Source organism: Rhodohalobacter mucosus (genome assembly GCF_003150675.1).
Lineage (GTDB): Bacteria > Bacteroidota > Rhodothermia > Balneolales > Balneolaceae > Rhodohalobacter > Rhodohalobacter mucosus.
Genome location: NZ_QGGB01000003.1, coordinates 51579 through 69047 on the forward strand (window position 1 = coordinate 51579; position 17469 = coordinate 69047).

Genomic DNA, 17469 nt, shown 5'->3' on the forward strand with positions numbered 1-17469 from the left:
AGTACGCATATATAAACCACAATATTGTACGTATTAAGACTCTCTACGGAAAAAACATACATCTGTCTAAAAACATAAGAATCTGATATTAACTAACCGTTACGATATGTTTCCGCTTGAAAATAGTACGCCGTATTAAAAAGCTCCAAAAACCCGCAAATTCCTCATAGCATTCAACTCCAAACTCCAAACTCCAAACTCCAAACTCCTAACTCAAAACCCATCTCACATCACAAGTCATTTCTCTCCTCAACCAGCCGCCAGGTAAAGGTGTGGGTGTCGAAAAGGAGCCGGCAGTAGATCCCGTCTTTGGTTTTTACATCGAAATGAAACTGGTCCCTGCCGCCGGACCGTATTTTATTCACAACCCGAATTTCAGATATTGTGTGAGTGGTACCGTTTTTTCTTTCAAACCGGTAGGGGATGATCTTGTGTGATGTATAGGGTGCATCAAACCCCTTGAACAGGTTCAGGACGTTGATCGGCTCGTAGTTTCGGGCGTTCATACTTTGAGGATTAGGTTTATTCAATGGAACCTATCCATAGGCAGTGACATCATGCGTCATCCGTGTTTTGGGTAGTTGTTTGTTGATGGTTGTCAGTGGTCAGTTGTCAGTAAAAAAGGAAGCCTTTGGTTAATAAGGGAGAAGGGCAGGTTTACCATAACAGATTTCAGAGGTCAGGTTAGGGTAGGAAATGAATGTTTGATGTTTATATTGATTACTGATTCTTGGTTAAGCTCTATAAAGTTCAACAACAAATAACACCTTAGAAGAATATGCTCCGCATCTTCAGCCGATTTCGGAAAGCACTTATGGAACAGAATAAAGTCCGCACATATACACTGTATGCGGTTGGGGAAGTAGCCCTGGTCATGATCGGGATACTGTTAGCCCTTCAAGTGAACAACTGGAATGAGGAACGGCTCGACAGGATAAAAGAACAGGAAATCCTTCATGATTTAAAAGTTGAGTTTGAAGCAAACCTGGTTGACCTGCAGCGAACCTTAAATGAACATCGAATCGTTTATGCGGAGCTCAAAGAACTTCAGCAAATATCTCTGTCGGGAAATTTTGATAACCCTGCCCTGGATAGTCTCACCTTTGGATTTATACGATGGTTCACCTTTACGGATCGTCCGGGTGCATCAAGCAATCTGATTAACTCCGGCAACCTGAATCTGATTTCAAATAAAGAGTTGAGGGATCTGATCACTCAATGGCCGGGAATTGCAGCTGATGTGAAGGATGACGAAGTCTTTATGGTTGACTATATCAGGGAAATACTCATGCCACTTCTCGCAGAGCTTTATCCTCTTTCCAATGTTGAGCAGGTCAATGATCGGTGGATCCGATCCTTTGAAGGTTACAGACTGGATCTTTATGAAACGGTGAAACCTTTAGAGCAGGTAAACTGGAACAGATTACTAGACAATAATACTTTTCAAAGTCATTTGGCTTTGAGAAAGCTACTCCAAACTCATTCAATGATAGAGGGTGAAAAAGCAGAGAGGGCTTGTTTGGAAATCCTTCGATTAATCAATGAAGAGCTGGGGCTATTGCTGTAACTAAGGAAACCGTTTACGAAGGAGTTGATGAAAATTCTGAAATACGCCTACTGTATGATTAATTTTAAACGGAATAACACCTCAGGATAAATTTTTCTTTAGTAATGAGAAATAAGATCCAAAAATCAGTGAATCATGCTACGCTTCTTCCGTCATCTTCGTCAAAACTTATTCTCCGGGAACATGAATGATCAGGCCAATCCACGTACTCAGTTCAACAAAACTTCCTACCGGGCATTCAGATATCTTTTATATGCCTTGGGTGAGATTGTACTGATTGTGGTGGGGATTCTTCTTGCACTTTACCTTGACAACATCAATTCTGAAAAGCAGGCGAGGGAGACTGAAATTGAAATGCTGGAAGAGCTCAGATCCAACCTGGTCAGCAATATTGACATACTGAATCGTACGCTGAGGACAGAGTCAGAATATCTCCACTACAATGAGATGATCCTGGACTATCTTGATGACCGAAAACCATATGATGAAACGCTCGACAGAGCATTTGCCGTCTATTTCTGGACCATCTCCACCAATCCGGTCACCGGTGGATATGAATTCCTGAAATCCAAAGGGATTGATTTGATTACCAATGACAGTTTGCGGAACGAAATCAGCTTCATTTTTGAAAATGAATTCTCCATTCTTAAAAATGAAAACGAAGTCTGGTCAAACAATTTGCAGCAAAACATCTCCTATCCGTACCATGTAAAACATTTCAGGAGATACTATGCCACAGATGAAAACAACAATGAAATTGAGCTGGCCAGACCATTCGACTATCAGAGTCTGCTTGATGACAACGAGTTTAAAAGTATCAATACTGAAATTATCTCCAACCGAAAATGGAATATCAACAGCCTTGAGGTTCTGATCCGGGAAATTGAGCATTTAATTGTGCAGATTGATGCGGAACTTGAGAGATGATTTGGGTAGTGGCAGGTTGTCAGTTGTCAGCTGTTGGTTTTTTAAAGTCTAATTTTCAATCTCAATGAAAACTGACCTCTGTGAATTCAAGTAATCCGTCTGTTGCATAATCCTACCCATTGGATTAATTATCCAATTTTACTGAAATATCTTTATTTGATAACAAGATGAAGAATGATAAAGATTTTATTAAAAACGTCTCTTTTTTCTAAATACTCCTCGTTTAGGATCAAGATAGTGAGTAGACTCTCTTCTTCGTGTGGTAGCTCTAACTAAAACTCGTGTTTTAATACTATGAATAATTTTAATCTCTTTCTTTTTAAACAACTTGCCTTCTTTAGTGTATTGAATAAATGCATCTCGTGGTAAAATTAAAATTTCAGCCCTTGAACTATCTTTGAATGGTAATAAACAGAATAGATAAGTTCTTGGATCATCGTTTATGTCTAAAGATTTCGTCCCTAAAAAATCAAAGATGACGGGTACAGAGCTATTGAGCCATGAAGAGTTAAAGTATTTATGAGGTGTTTCAATTGAGTAAATATGTTCGTTTTGGGTTTCTTGAAGCTTAGTTAGTCCTTTAAGAAAACGTGAATAGTCATTCTCGAGCCTTGTTCCATCAACAACCCAAATCATGTTTTGATAGAAGCTTTCTCTTTTACTGCGGTTTTTAGGACTGATATGTGAATGCTGAAATTCAATTACGAGATCATATTCTGTTTTTATATCTGCAACGTGCCACGTTCCTGTTCCATCATCTGGAAATTTGATTTCTTGCCAGCTTTCAGGATAGTTTTCTTTCCAAGCTCGGTGCCAGCGGGTTTCGCCTTCTTTTACTGATTTGCACTTGCTTTTTGGTTCGTGGGCCCAATGATGGATTCGAATGGGACCACATTTTGCGTAAACGCCTGAACCACAACATTGGCAGATTCCTTTAGCCCCTTTAGTAGCTTTTGTTTTCATCCCGTCTATAAGTGCAAATTTCATGATGTTTATAGTCTTTTGAAGAGTGAGCAATTACGATCACTTGGCAAACTAATAGTTGTATGTGACACCATGGTGTCACCCCTTCTCTAAAATACACTTATAGATTATTAATTCAACAATCCTCTTAATTCATCTTTGTTTAAAGTGTGGCCCTTTTCTTGGTGAAGCATAGAGTTACAGTTAGGGCATAGAAGAGTAAAATCATTTTGAATGTCAGGCTTATATACTTGCTCTCTTTTATAAATCCGTGTAAAGTGATATACATGAATAAAACTTCTACCCTGAACTTGGATAAGAGCTTGTACCTCGGGCCGGGCTTCCCGAAACTTTTTAAAGAGATTGTCAGCCTATAGCTTACCAATTCGGGACTGGCTCTCCGCTATCGCTTCGATCTAGCTTCTCGCCCGGCCACAAAAGATTGAGATCATTGAAATAAAAAAGCCCAGATACCTGATAGATATCCGGGCTTGTACCTCGGGCCGGGCTTCCCGAAGTCTCGGGACAGGCTTCTCGCCCGGCGATTTCTTGCAAAGATAGAAGCATAAAAAAGCCCAGATACCTGATAGATATCCGGGCCTGTACCTCGGGCCGGGCTTCCCGAAACTTTTTAAAGAGATTGCCAGCCTATAGCTTACCAATTCGGGACTGGCTCTCCGCTATCGCTTCGATCCAGCTTCTCGCCCGGCTGTATAAATCAGAAATTTGCACATAAAAAAAGCTCCTATCCAAAACTTGAATAGGAGCTTGTACCTCGGGCCGGGCTTCCCGAAGTCTCGGGACAGGCTTCTCGCCCGGCGATTTCTTGCAAAGATAGAAGCATAAAAAAGCCCAGATATCTGATAGATATCCGGGCCTGTACCTCGGGCCGGGCTCGAACCGGCACTGGCATTTAAATACCAATTGGATTTTAAGTCCAACGCGTCTACCAATTCCGCCACCGAGGCGTTTTTCAACTATGAAATATAAGGCCATGCCGGTCTTTATACCAACCCCTTTTTAGTGGTTTAAAGACAGATCATCCGGTCGGTTGAATCGTAACGGAAAACGTTTTTTCAACTCCTTGTTTATTTGCATACTGTAGGTTAGTACTTTACCGGTATCTCTTTTTTCGGTTATATGGCTCTGAAGTAAAAAAATGCAAGTAAATCGTCGCAGTGGATGGGATTTTATCCGGTTAAAAAACGCACAGGACAGCAATTTTCCGTGACCAATGAACAGCAGTTCGCACAATAAAGTAAATATCAGACACCTGCTTCTTTCCATTCTGACCGGCCTGGTCTTCGGGGTGTTTGTATGGTACGTCTGGCGGCTCGACTATGCCGAGGCTGAACAGGATCGCAGGGATATTGCAGTGGCACAATCGCGACTGATAACTGAACGTTTCATTCAGCGCGCTGATGATGAAATTGAACGGCTCAGGAATTTCAAGCGGCGGATTGAAACACACGATGACAATCCCGACCTGCTATGGGAGTTTGAAACCGATCTGATTCTTGCCCAGTCCCTTTCGGTTCCGTTTATACAGTGGATATCACCCGACCTTACTGTTTTACGGAGTTATGGCGATCCGGATTACCTTTCACTGGAACAGCTCGACCCTTCCGCAAACGATCAGCGAAGGGCAGGGCTGCGTCAGTCGCAGCAAGACTCCCTTTTGTCAGTGAGCGGAAGCTACAGCTTTAGAGGTGATGGGGATGAGAGTCAGGATGAAAAGTTTTTTATCATCGATATTCCGGTCTACAGAAACGAGACGTACATCGGCAGCCTCGCTGCAGGTCTCGACTTCGACATGCTTTTCGATGCAGTGATGCAGCAGCGCGAAACCTACTCCGTTAAACTGAGAGACGAAGATGGGAATCTTTTCTACAGCTATGGAGAGCATAGTCAGGAAGAACAAAACGGGGACCTTGCCCACAAGCAGCAGCTTGACCTTTACAACGGCAGGGGTGGGTTCTGGTATTCGACCATTGTGGCCGACCGTGAGGAGCTTCGTGCAGAAATCTTCGCAAACCTGAAGCTGAACCTGGTTCTTGGGTTCATGTTTTCTGCCTTGGTTGGGGCCGCTCTCTATTTTATACTCGGTTTTTACAGTGCAAAAAGATCCTACGGTATATCGAACAGGAAATTGCGCGCCGTTATCCGCTCATCGCCGCTTGCAATTTATACTGTGAATAAGAAAGGAATTGTCACAGATTTCTGGAACAGTGCCGCAGAGAATATGTTCGGATTCCGCACCCGGGAGGTGACAGATCAATATCTGCCTGATATCACAAAGGAGTCGGCTGTTGAGTTTCAGCAGATGATCCATTCGGTACTCGGGGGAGAAGATTTTTATATGGAGGAAAGTACCAGAACCCGAAAAGACGGTACCGAATTTGATGTACGCGTCTTTGCAACGCCTACAAAAAAATCGGGCGGCGATAAGGGAGAAGTGCTCGTGATGGTCGAGAATATCACACTGCAGAAAGAGACAGAACGCGAGCTTCAGAACGAAAAGCAGGTCAGCGATACCATACTGAAGGGGCAGCCGGGTCTGTTCTATCTCATTGATGAGAAACGTCACCTGGTGCGGTGGAATAAAAATGTAAATGATTTTTTCGGTCTGACCGATGCAGAGCTCAACGAAATGAATTTTCTTGAACTCTTTATCGAGGAGGAGCGACTTAAGGTGCTGGAGGCCATACAGAACGCCAACAACACGGGTGAACTGGAGGTGGAAACTGTGGTGCGATCGGGCGGTGAATTGTATGATTTCTATTTCAACGGAACCCTTATGACCATCGGCCAGCGCCGCTTTATCGTGGGTAACGGCGTCAATATTACCGAACGCAACCGGACACGGGACGAGCTGCAGCGTTCACTGGACGAAAAAGAAGTGCTCCTTTCTGAGATTCACCACCGTGTGAAGAACAACCTGGCCATCATCGCCAACCTGATCGATATTCAGCTCATCAACATCGATGACGAAACTATGACTGAGATCCTGCGCGAGACTCAGAACCGCATTTTTTCCATTGCGGGCGTTCATGAAATGCTCTACGATGTGAAAAACTTTTCTCAGATCTCTTTCAAGGAGTATTTGAGAAAGCTGTTTCGCCGGATTTTTGATCTTTATGAGGACAAACATCATCTCACCAGCTATGATCTGCGGGTAAAGGTAGAGTATCTGAATATCAACCAGGCAATACCGCTTGGGCTGCTGCTCACTGAGTTTATCACAAACTCCTTCAAGCATGGATTTGACAGAAATCATGCGGGACTCATCACCATAGAAATCACGGGCGGCTCCGATCTGATTCATGTGGTATACAAAGATAACGGGAAGGGATTTGAGACGGATATATTTGAAAACTCCTCATCAATGGGCATGATCCTGTCCCGCTCGCTGCTCAAGCAGCTGTCGGCTGAATACTCTGTAAACGGTGAGAACGGCTTTGAAATTTCCTTTTCCTTTACCACCCGCATGAGGGGGGCGCATTCGACGCTTAATTGATGGGGTGATAGTTGTCAGTGGTCAGTTGTTAGTTGTCGGTTGATTGTGGCATCAAAAATCAATTACTGACCACCAACAACAAACAACTGGCAACCAACAATTTTTTTGTCGGGATGATCCCGAGGCTTCGGGAAACCCCGAAGCACTGCTTCGGAAGAGAGGGTGGTAAGTGATCAGGTATAAATCACGTACTAAGGAAGGAATCTTGCGATCTAACCTATGCAAGTATAAGACCCTTCTCTTCGCAAGTTATAAAATTTGGTCGGGATGACAGGATTTGAACCTGCGACCTCTTCGTCCCGAACGAAGCGCGCTACCGGGCTGCGCCACATCCCGAGGGAAAAGACAGGACTTTATAATTAACCAATAGTCCTTTTATCACGAGAGAACTAAATATAAGAAACTATGCGCACTTAGGATAATGGGCTTCAAGTGTCAGCTGTCAGTTGATAATTGTATGTTGAAGGTTGCATGTGGAAAAACAGATTGGCCCTGGCATCAACCACCAACAACTAACAACCATAAACCAACAGCCATCAACCAACAACCATCCCATCCACACGCACTCAGCAATCACCCGTCAACAAACATGCTACTCACAGACCTCGGTGCAACGGGTTATCTTAACGGTACGTCTAAAACCGTTTGCCACATCGTGTAGGCTTCCTTTTCTGCTCCGTCTTCATTGATAATCCCAGTACTGATCCACAATTCTCCCAAATCCCTGACTTCAGCCGGAAAGGTTTCCCAAAGTTCGTCATAATCGCGGTGTGCCCACCAGATGACGTAACCGTACTCCTGCTCCTGTGCATTTAGAGCGAGTACTTCGAGGTACTCTTGTTGCTCCGGTTCATTTCCGGGAATAAATAAATTGAAGGATTCAACAGACAAATCTTCCGACAGATGACTTGTCTCAGCAAATACAATAGGCCTTTTGATATTTTCATGCAGAAAGTCGAAAGCGTTCTGGAAACCGTCCGCCGTATTCAGTCCTTTGAAAAAGGGGTAGAAGCTTATTCCCACAAATTCCATGGAATTTGCGTAGTCGCTGACTTCCTGAATATACTCTTCAGGGATCTGAACATCCGGCTGGTAGAAATTATGTAATGTAATGGACTCGGAAATTTGCAGCGCTGGAAATTCCCGGCTGATTCTCGTTTTAACGTTATCCATCAGCAATTTAAAAGAGTCCCACTTTTCAGGGGCATTTTTTAGCAGCTCATTCACTTCTATGGCAATCAGCAGATAGTCCGGGTTTAACTCCCGGGTGATGTAGGCAAGATGCTTTACATAGGCATCTTCGATATGCGTGTCATTCAGATCGATGTAGTCGGGGATGCTGCCGTCATAATCTGGTGCAAGATCCGCCCGGGCATTGTTCAAAATACTTACGGAGACGGTCAATTCAGTGCCGGGCAGCTTTTCCGTCTTTTTTGATTCAATCAGGTCAATGAAACCGTCAGGCAAGGGCAAATCATTGATCCATGCATTCCAGGGTATTTCGGAGTCGATATGTTCCGAGTAAATATCGGAATGGTCTTCAATAAACTGATATGTAGTGGAAACAGATTCAGACGAAGGTGCATAAGGCCAGGTGCTGAATCCCATGCTGAAGGCTCTTGAAGAATATTCACAAAAAAAGTCCTCCTCTTCACACACGGATGATGAGGTGATCTCTTCATTGCCGCATGCGGATACGAAGAGTATCAATGCAGCGGGTAAAAACAGTAGTAATACGATAGCTCTTTTCATGCCGGTGTGTAAAATAAGATCATTTTATCTGGTGTTTACCTTCATGTTATCGGCAATGTTCCGGAACCGGGCGGCTATTCGTTCACATCCGGAATTAATTCACCATCATAAAGCAGAAGGGGACCGAGAGAATCCCTGCTGCAATAGTCCGGCATTCAGCAGCTTTTTTAAGCCGAAAGAGTCCGAATTCAGTCGCATTACAGCATTTCAACGATCATCATGTAGTTACCGCATGTGTCGTCGAACATCGCAATTTTTGTAGTTCCCATTTCTGTGGGCTCCATGGTGAATTCAACCCCTTTGCCGGACAATCGCTCGTACTCTTCCTGTACATTATCCACTCTGAACTGCGTATATGGCATGCCGGCCTCTTTCACTGCGTTCTGAAAGACCTTTGCAGGCTCAAAATGATTGGGTGCAGGCTCAAGAAGCAACTCAGGACCATCTTGTTTTTCACCGGATACCACCGTTAACCATCTGTTTCCCTCACCCAACGGTAGATCCCTCTTCTTGATGAATCCCAATTTCTCTGTATAAAATTTCAGTGCTTTTTCCTGATCCCGGACTGGAATTCCTACAACTCTAATTTTCATGATCTTATGGATTATTGAAGGTTAATGGTGCAGGTAAAATTAAAAAGCAGCAGGAGATGTGCTTATTGAAAATTGCTGTTTTTGATATTCAGCGGGTGTAACGCCGGTTTTGGTTTTGAACAAAGTGATGAAAGAACTCAGGCTGTTATACCCTACAGCAAAACAGGTTTCGGTAACCGACATCCCTCTTCCCAGATACAATTTCGCATTTTCTATTCGGGTGTCAATCAGATATTGCCTGATAGTTATTCCGTAATATTGTCTGAAAAGTCGCAGCAAATGATACTTTGACGTTAAGTGCAGCCGGGACAATAAGTCTAAATCGACGTCTTTATGATAATTGTTTTTGATATACGCACGCGTCAAAATAACTGTTCTGATCTGTCCTTTATTGGAATAACAGTTCTCCTTAACTCTACCTATTTTTTCCAGGAAAAAACTCATTTCAGTCTGAGTTTCGTGAATGTTGTATCTGTAAGACGGTTCTGCAGCGTGCAACAAATAGTGAACGACAGAAAATGAAACCTTATCTGCTTACACTGTTTCTAACTATCGTTTTTTATGTATGTCTGATACCCGGGTAATGCAAAACAGTAAAAAACCAGGTGGTGCAATCGGATTTTGGCGAAACATCGACCGCATCAAATAGGGGGTAAAGCACCCACAGAATAATAACTTCATACTATTTTTCAAAGGTCTGCCAAATAAGGTTTTTGCTTTGATAGCGGTGATCATCTATATTAATGTTAACTACATTAACATCAATATAGCTCCATTCAATGGCCCGAACCTACGATATGTCCAGCCGTTCTCAGAAAGCTGCCGAAACTACGCAGAACATTATCGAGGCTACCGAGCGGCTTATTACAGAAACGTCATTGCAGGAGATCAGTCTTCGCTCCATTGCTCGGGAATCCGGGGTTACCGTTCAAACTGTGCTTCGTCATATGAAATCAAGAGACGGGTGCCTCCATGCTGTGGCAGAAAGGGTGTCATCCCGGGTAGAGATGCAAAGAGGTGTCTCTGAACCCGGAAATATTACAGAAGCCATTTCAAAGCTGGTTGAGCATTATGAAGAGGAGGGTAAACTGGTACTGAATCTGCTTGCTCAGGAACATAGCGGTGATTCCTTTGCCTCAGTCCTTACCAATGAAGGCAGGGCCTATCATCTGAAATGGGTGGAAAGATGTTTTGGTCCTCATTTATCTGGGAAGAGTTCTGAGATTTTTGATGGAATTGTGGTTGCCACTGATATCTATACCTGGAAATTACTGCGGCTCGATCTTGGCAGATCCATTGGCACGACAAATAAAGTTATCGTTGGCATGGTAAGAAGAATTCTGGGGGCGTCATGAAAACCGTACTGATCTACACATCTCCTGCGCGGGGTCACCTTTATCCGATGATGGATGTTGCCATTGAGCTCAGAAATGAGGGGTATGAAGTTATAGTTCAAACCCTGAGCAGTGAAAAAGATCATGTTGAATCCGAAGGCATCCAATTTGCACCCATTTCCCCGGATATTGAATCGCTGCATCTTCAGGATTACAGAGAAAACAACCCCATTTCACAGATCAGATCCGCTTTCAAAAGCTGGTTGTCAAGAGCCCCCTATGAAATTGAAGATCTCAGGACCAGCTGCAACGAATTTAATCCGGATCTGCTCATTGTAGATGTCAATACGTGGGGAGCCGGAGCCTATGCTGAAGCACGGGGCAATCCATGGGTTATGTTTATGCCGTATTGTCTTCCCATATTCTCTGATGACACCCCGGCTTTTGGGCCTGGATTTGCACCTCCCACCAATTTTCTGCATCGTTTCAGGGATCGTGTGGTGGATGGGCTGATTCAAAAAGCTGTAAAAAGCATTATCGACGAGTTGAATAACGTACGATCAAGCTTGCATGTACCCAGGCTTGAAAAATACGAAGATATTTTTTTCAGGCCTGACCTGGTGCTATACCGCACGGCTGAACCTTTTGATTACCCGCGAAAGGACTTCCCGGATAATATTCTTTCAATCGGACCCGGACTTTGGGCACCTCCGGGTAACAAGCCGGAGTGGATTGAGGATCTTCCTTCACCAAAAATACTGGTGAGCATATCCACAGAGATGCAGGATGACGGAGCCATCATCGAAACTGCACTGCGTGCCACATCCGGCCGGGAGGGAAGCGTAATTGTAACGACGTCTGCATTTGATCCTGACCGGTTTAATGCATCCCGTAATAATGTACATATCACCAAATTCCTGCCGCATGCCCAGGTTATCCCGGAAATGGACCTGGTCATCACACATGGAGGTATGGGGACCACACAGCGCGCATTGTCTGCCGGTGTTCCGGTTTGTGTGGTTCCATGGGGACGGGATCAGAATGAGACTGCCCGCAGGGTGGAGGTGAGCGGGGCCGGGGTCATGCTTTCAAAAAACAGGCTAAATAAGAAGCGACTTGGGAAAGCAATTCAAGAGGCCATGAACTGTTCGGAAGGAGCCAAAGAGATAGCTCAGGCCTTTAAGAGAGCCGGCGGCGCTAAACGGGCAGTAAAGGCTATTGCTGATTTGCATCCCGTTCAAAGCGTAGAAAAGTAATAATAAAGATGTGTAAGCCCTTCTTAAGTCAGGGAAATTCGAATCGGCAGGATTACGGTCCGTTTAAAATCCTTGTTATAGGTTTGAACTATTCAAGTTATTCACCGCCCCAACTCTAATCAGTTTCCCGGTACAGTGGGATCCTCCACATATTTTTTTCATAATCAATTTCTCCGCCTATCACTTCGGTTACAACCCGATCCGTAACAATCAGCCCTTTGCGGGCCATGTTTTCAAACGTGTCGATGCCATCATCTGGAAAGTTTTGCCTGGTTCTGTGAATATTGAAGCGATTGGAGAATGTTCTGCCGAAAGTTTCTTCAATTCCCTTCTTTCCGATCATAAACCCAATCAAACCACCCCACGTTGCGGTTGGATTATCAGAATCCCATCCCGCCAGGGTTCCAATTTTTATGGTTCTTTTTAAGTCGCCATCTCCATAGAACAGACTTACCAGGCTCGCTGCGAAATTTATTCCAGCCGCGAAGCAGCCATTGCAATACAAATTCTTTGAGGTGATATCATAACCATCTTCTTGATTTACCTGATATCTGTAATAGATTGAATCTCTTGCTTGTTCCCATGGAATTCCGGAATTGTACAGGTCCAATGAATAATCAAACATTTTTGCCGGATACGAATCATCGGGAAGAACCTCTCTCGCTTTCTGAGCCATCCATTGTATTCTGTGGCTCATAGCTTTATCGGTATTCAGTGACGCCAAAGAGTGCATGGTTACATAAAACAGGGCGATGTTTTCGGCTTCTTTCCTTGATGTGGTTTGTATGGGAAGGTGAGCCATTCGAGAAGCCACATCGGGCCTGGCCGGCGAGAACAGGCCGAATATCTCAGTGGTTAACTGAGCATCTATCATCGCATAATGTTCGTTCAGGTTCGGACTTCCCGTTTCGGGAGGAAGGATGCCATCCTGCATTAAGTCAAATGCTTTTTGATTGGATACCCATAAATAATTCTCTTCTTCAGACTTTATATGTTTTAACCAGCCATCCCGTATTTGCCCGGGAGACAGAAAGCTGCTCTCATGTGTATAGAGGAGATGTTGATACATGTATTCAATATCGGTATCGTCATCTGCCCCCCAGTCTTCATGAGTGTCTCTGAATACAAAATCAATTGTAGGGGACAATTCACTGGGAATACCTTCACTCCATATGCTGGGCTGATCGGGTTTACCCCAATCTGCACGCGTATAGAAATCTCCGGTTTTTATCTCTCCGACATTGCCAATTTTATCCATCTCAGTCACGAGCCCGGTCCAATTGGCAATAGACTGTCCCAACCAAAAGCCATATAGTTGATCTTTGTAGGTTTCTCTTGAGATCGTGACATATCTGTTTTTCTCTTGAAGAACGGTTGTTCCTTTTGTTTCCCCTTTTCCGGTTTCAGTTGTAAAGCCGGAGAATAAAAGAAGGAATAAAGAGAGTATGATATTGATGTTGAAAGCGGATCTTAACATTGCAATAGAACCGGTGCTGTTCAGGTTATGCGTTCATCGGGAATAAGATTACGGATTCTGCTTATGCATTTATCGGTTTGAAGTTTCTGCGTCGCAGGGAGAATTTGATTAAAGCATCGAAAATGATTCCGGGCAATCAATTTTCTGTCTAACCCTTCTGCCCGCAATTTAAAACGTATTTCCGGGTAATCATATGTTCCGATCAAAGACCGGATTAACGATCAATGAGCTGAAAATGGTTGACTCTCACCTCCATTTCTTTAGTAAATGTATCCAGGGAGAATTTGGTTTTTTCCGCAGATCCCGTGCTCATGGTGTTGATTGACTGCTGATTTTCCCTGATAGGGAAGAGCTGCGACTCCAATGTAAAGAAGGAAGTTGCACCCGTATTTTCAGTGCATACGTAAACGTTTGAACTCTGGAATTCATCAAAACATTTTTGGAAAAGTTTATCGAAACTTACATAGCGGGTTACCTCTGTTTTAAAGCCGGCAAGTTCTATCTCTTCAGCTTCTTCAAGGAATACGGTCTTACCTTCGTTAATTGAAATTTCTAAGCGGTAACTGCCTCCGGTACCCTCTGAAAAGTGAACTGTAAAACTGAACCCGTTCTGATCAAATTCATTAATTTCAATATGTTCGATGTGATGCATTCCCGCTGCCGGAGATTTCTGTAATTCTTCCTGATTTGATCTTTCTGATCCTGTATTGTCGGCCGACCATTCACTGATAATTCCGGATAAAATTAAGAAAATGATAAAGACGCCGAGTGCACCTAATGAGTATGTGGCTATTACGGTATAATTCTTCTCTTTACTTGATTTATAGCCTATCAGGATAAAATAAATGCCCGAAGCCACCAGCGGGATGCCTATAAAAACAAAAATAAGATACCAGTAGATGACAGACTGATCGGCTTTATCGAGGGCATCAATCACCGAATAGATGTAATAACCTATACTCGCTATTCCCAGAAAAAGCAAAAGAACACCCGCGGCTATAGAAATGACAATTATTGATTTTCGGGAGTGTGGCATCTTATTTGTGATATGGAAAATTCAGTCACGCAAAACCTGATGAAAACTTCAGTATAGTATTCACGATGAAGGTATAAACTAAATAAAAATATGACTACATGGCGGTTTGGTTTTCCCCTGCCGGGCCACTAACTCTGAAGTTCAGCAAAAAATCTGACCCGGTTAGCGGGAACCGGTGGTTACATCAATGGTTTTCATCAGGTGACACACTCTGTCGGATGAACGGCAATCTGGGATAATTCCCTTCTTCGTTGCGAATCAAACGACAGAAGCCGGAAACCTGGATCGCCTGGCGAAGCAGAGGCCTTTTGACAAATCCGTGCGTATATGGGTAACAGCAGCCGAAGCGCACATATTCTAACTCTGTTTAGTTATCAGACCATACAGCCAGTTCATTTCCAGATGGATCCATAAAATGAAAACGCCGGCCGCCCGGAAAAGAGAAGATATCCTTTGAAATGGTGCCGCCCGCATTTTCAATATCTGCTTTTATAGACTCCAGGTCTGCATGATATAGAACCACAAGTACCCCGTTTAGAATGGGATCTTCTGTCTTTTCAAACCCTCCATAGACACCGGAATCAGAAAAAGAGATGTAGGTGGGGCCGTAATTGGTAAACGTCCAGCCGAAGAGGCTATGGTAGAAGGTTTTGATCTGCTCCAGATCATGAGCTTTAAATTCGATATAGGAAATCTCATTGTTCTTCATAATGTGCACCCTCTGTTGTTTTGTTACATGACTCTTTGAAACATCTTATTGTGTATGAAAATGGCCGGATTGACCTGATAAGAAAACTCAATCCAGATCCATATCCAGACGTTGCCGTCGTTTCACCAGCGTAAGGATCGTGTACTCGGCCACTATCTCCTCATCCTGGTTGGTCACATGCACGTCAAACCATACCATGCCGTACGGTTCTTTATCGGTCTCGCGCTTCTGGCGAACGGTCTTCTTTTTTACAATCAGTTTGGCCTGAATGGTATCGCCTGGAAAGACCGGGGCTACAAACCGCAGGTCCTCCAGGCCATAGTTGAGCATTACGGGGCCGGGAGAGGGGTGAACAAACATACCGGCCGCTGCCGAGAGCACAAAGTAGCCGTGTGCCACACGCTTGCCGAAGAGTGAGTCTTTTGCCGCAACCTCGTCAAAATGGGCGTAGAAGTGATCACCGCTCAGGGATCCGAAATTCACGATATCGGCCTCCGTCACGGTTCGCCTGTGAGTGGTAAGTGCTTCTCCAACATGGAGATCTTCAAAATATTTCTTAAAAGGATGGATGTCGGCCTCCGTAGTTTCGGCTCCTTTCACATACTGATTGACGATATGCATCAGCGTGGTGGGCGATCCCTGCAGGGCTACCCGCTGCATGTTGTGAAGCACCGCCCGTGCACCGCCCAGCTCCTCACCGCCGCCGGCACGCCCGGGTCCGCCGTGCACCATGTGCGGCATCGGAGAGCCGTGCCCGGTCGACTCTTTTGCTGAATGGCGGTTGATGATCATAAACCGTCCGTGATAGGGGGCACAGCCCAATGTAATAATCCGCGCTGCATCATCATCGGCGGTAAATAGAGAGCCCACAAGCGAGCCGTCGGCCTTGTTGGCGATGGCGATCGCTTCATCCATATTTTTGTAGGGGAGGAGGGTGGTTACGGGACCAAACGCCTCGATCGTGTGCACGTCGTCCACTTCCACGGGTTTGTGGCACAGCAGCACGCGCGGAGTGGTGTAGGCGTCGGTGCTGCCATTGCCCGTGGTGTAGAGCGTGTCGGATACTTCCGTCAGCTTCTGCAGGTTTTGTTCAAACCGGCCGGCCTGATCGGCGCTTGCGAGCGGACCCATTTTTGTATCCTCCTTTGCAGGATCACCGATCGATGTTTTCTCCAGCCGTTTTTTCAGGGCGGCGGCCACGTCATCCACCAGCTCTTCCGGTATGATGGTACGACGGATGGCGGTGCATTTCTGTCCCGTCTTGACGGTCATCTCGTTGGCTACCTCGCGGATGAACAACCCGAATTCCTCCATGCCGGGGGTCACATCGGGCCCCAGGATGGAGCAATTCAGGGAATCAGCCTCCAGGTTAAAGGGTACGCTATGGGCAATGATGTTGGGATGGGCCTTCAGTTTTCGCCCGGTCAGCGCCGACCCGGTAAAGGAGACGCTGTCCTGGCTGCCCAGATGATCCAGCAAGTCGCCCGGCACATTGGCTGCAATAAACTGAACCGAACCCTCGGGAAGCAGCCCCGATTCGATCATCTTCTTAAAAACAGCATGAGCAAGATACGATCCGAGGGGAGACGGTTTGACTATGGATGGAACACCCGCAATGAAGGCCGGCGCAAATTTTTCAAGCATGCCCCAGACGGGAAAGTTGAATGCATTGATGTGAACGGCAACCCCGTGTTTGGGAACGCAGATATGCTGGCCGATAAACGTACCGCCTCGTGAGAGGCGCTCCATGCCGCCCTCCACATGAAAGGGGAGGTCGCTGAGCTCAATGCGGGCTTTGCTGGAGAGGGTGAACATGGATCCGATACCGCCTTCAATATCGATCCAGGAGTCCCTGCGGGTGGCTCCGGTATGGGTGGAGAGCGCATAAAACTCCTCTTTATGCTTCATCAGGTACTGGGCAAGAAACTTGATTTTAAATGCACGCTGATGAATGGTAAGTTCGCGAAGCGCGGGTCCGCCCACCGTTCTTGCATGCATGCACATCGCATCATAATCCAGGTCCGGCTCAACCAGCGTTGCAACCGGCTGGCCATCCACTGCACTGTGAAGTTCGGTTTCCTTTCCTTGTTCAATCCACTTGCCCTGTGCGTACGAGGTAACCTTCATGCTGTTAACAGATTTTGTGTTGGTAGACAGTTTATTTGCGGAAGATAGTAAAATAGGATGATCTCTGAATGGAGGTATACTATTTTTGAGTCTTGAGTATTGAGAAGGCTCCATTTCGCCAAGGCTACGAGGAGCAGGCAGGAGGCAGAAGGCAAAAGGCAAAAGGCAGAAGTGAATCCTAAACATTGTGCCTTGAACCCTGAAACCTGAA

14 protein-coding genes and 2 tRNA genes are annotated in these 17469 nt (G+C 45.0%); 5 read left to right on the forward strand and 11 right to left on the reverse strand.

Features of this window, described 5'->3' with window-relative positions; genetic code table 11:
• Positions 1 to 230: 230 nt before the first annotated feature.
• Entirely contained in the window at positions 231 to 506 is a 276-nt protein-coding gene (locus DDZ15_RS03385) for a hypothetical protein (protein WP_109644900.1), read from the reverse strand.
• A 308-nt stretch (positions 507 to 814) separates the two neighbouring features.
• Between DDZ15_RS03385 and DDZ15_RS03390 the strand changes: the two genes are divergently transcribed.
• Positions 815 to 1567: a DUF6090 family protein gene (locus DDZ15_RS03390; RefSeq protein WP_146198504.1), complete on the forward strand. Its 753-nt coding sequence runs from the start codon at positions 815 to 817 to the stop codon at positions 1565 to 1567.
• Positions 1568 to 1702: 135 nt separating this feature from the next.
• Positions 1703 to 2494: a DUF6090 family protein gene (locus tag DDZ15_RS03395; protein WP_146198505.1), complete on the forward strand. Its 792-nt coding sequence runs from the start codon at positions 1703 to 1705 to the stop codon at positions 2492 to 2494.
• Between the two features lie 189 nt (positions 2495 to 2683).
• Here DDZ15_RS03395 and DDZ15_RS03400 read toward each other — a convergent pair whose 3' ends face one another.
• Both DDZ15_RS03400 and DDZ15_RS03405 read right to left on the reverse strand, forming a co-directional pair.
• A complete protein-coding gene (locus DDZ15_RS03400; protein WP_146198506.1) occupies positions 2684 to 3481 on the reverse strand; it encodes a competence protein CoiA in 798 nt (265 codons plus the stop codon).
• An 856-nt stretch (positions 3482 to 4337) separates the two neighbouring features.
• Positions 4338 to 4425 (reverse strand) — tRNA-Leu (locus DDZ15_RS03405).
• 266 nt (positions 4426 to 4691) lie between these two features.
• On the opposite strand from DDZ15_RS03405, the gene DDZ15_RS03410 reads away from it, so the two are divergent.
• The gene (locus tag DDZ15_RS03410) at positions 4692 to 6974 is read left to right on the forward strand and encodes a PAS domain S-box protein (protein ID WP_109644908.1); all 2283 of its coding nucleotides are present in this window, start codon (positions 4692 to 4694) and stop codon (positions 6972 to 6974) included.
• A gap of 259 nt (positions 6975 to 7233) precedes the next feature.
• On the opposite strand, the gene DDZ15_RS03415 is transcribed toward DDZ15_RS03410, so the two are convergent.
• The 4 genes from DDZ15_RS03415 to DDZ15_RS17050 form a co-directional block, all read right to left on the reverse strand.
• A tRNA-Pro gene (locus DDZ15_RS03415) sits at positions 7234 to 7310 on the reverse strand.
• A 282-nt stretch (positions 7311 to 7592) separates the two neighbouring features.
• Positions 7593 to 8726, reverse strand: coding sequence for a glycosyl hydrolase 53 family protein (locus tag DDZ15_RS03420; protein ID WP_199222868.1), 1134 nt, complete (start codon positions 8724 to 8726; stop codon positions 7593 to 7595).
• 197 nt (positions 8727 to 8923) lie between these two features.
• Entirely contained in the window at positions 8924 to 9319 is a 396-nt protein-coding gene (locus tag DDZ15_RS03425) for a VOC family protein (protein ID WP_109644910.1), read from the reverse strand.
• A 39-nt stretch (positions 9320 to 9358) separates the two neighbouring features.
• The gene (locus DDZ15_RS17050) at positions 9359 to 9763 is read right to left on the reverse strand and encodes a helix-turn-helix domain-containing protein (RefSeq protein ID WP_109644912.1); all 405 of its coding nucleotides are present in this window, start codon (positions 9761 to 9763) and stop codon (positions 9359 to 9361) included.
• Between the two features lie 335 nt (positions 9764 to 10098).
• On the opposite strand from DDZ15_RS17050, the gene DDZ15_RS03435 reads away from it, so the two are divergent.
• Positions 10099 to 10674 carry a TetR/AcrR family transcriptional regulator gene (locus DDZ15_RS03435; protein WP_109644914.1) on the forward strand — a complete coding sequence of 192 codons (576 nt, stop codon included), beginning with the start codon at positions 10099 to 10101 and terminating at the stop codon, positions 10672 to 10674.
• A complete protein-coding gene (locus DDZ15_RS03440; RefSeq protein WP_109644916.1) occupies positions 10671 to 11909 on the forward strand; it encodes a glycosyltransferase in 1239 nt (412 codons plus the stop codon). Before DDZ15_RS03435 ends, DDZ15_RS03440 begins: the two co-directional genes overlap by 4 nt.
• Positions 11910 to 12024: 115 nt before the next feature.
• Here the strand turns inward: DDZ15_RS03440 and DDZ15_RS03445 are convergent, their stop codons facing one another.
• The 4 genes from DDZ15_RS03445 to paaZ form a co-directional block, all read right to left on the reverse strand.
• Complete coding sequence (locus DDZ15_RS03445; RefSeq protein ID WP_109644918.1) at positions 12025 to 13386, reverse strand: ADP-ribosylglycohydrolase family protein; 1362 nt, start codon at positions 13384 to 13386, stop codon at positions 12025 to 12027.
• Positions 13387 to 13600: 214 nt separating this feature from the next.
• Positions 13601 to 14422 (reverse strand): hypothetical protein, encoded by an 822-nt coding sequence (locus tag DDZ15_RS03450; RefSeq protein ID WP_146198507.1) that lies wholly within the window; start codon positions 14420 to 14422, stop codon positions 13601 to 13603.
• Between the two features lie 367 nt (positions 14423 to 14789).
• A complete protein-coding gene (locus DDZ15_RS03455) occupies positions 14790 to 15131 on the reverse strand; it encodes a VOC family protein (protein WP_199222869.1) in 342 nt (113 codons plus the stop codon).
• 87 nt (positions 15132 to 15218) lie between these two features.
• Positions 15219 to 17258: a phenylacetic acid degradation bifunctional protein PaaZ gene (gene paaZ / locus DDZ15_RS03460; protein ID WP_109644922.1), complete on the reverse strand. Its 2040-nt coding sequence runs from the start codon at positions 17256 to 17258 to the stop codon at positions 15219 to 15221.
• Positions 17259 to 17469: the final 211 nt, after the last annotated feature.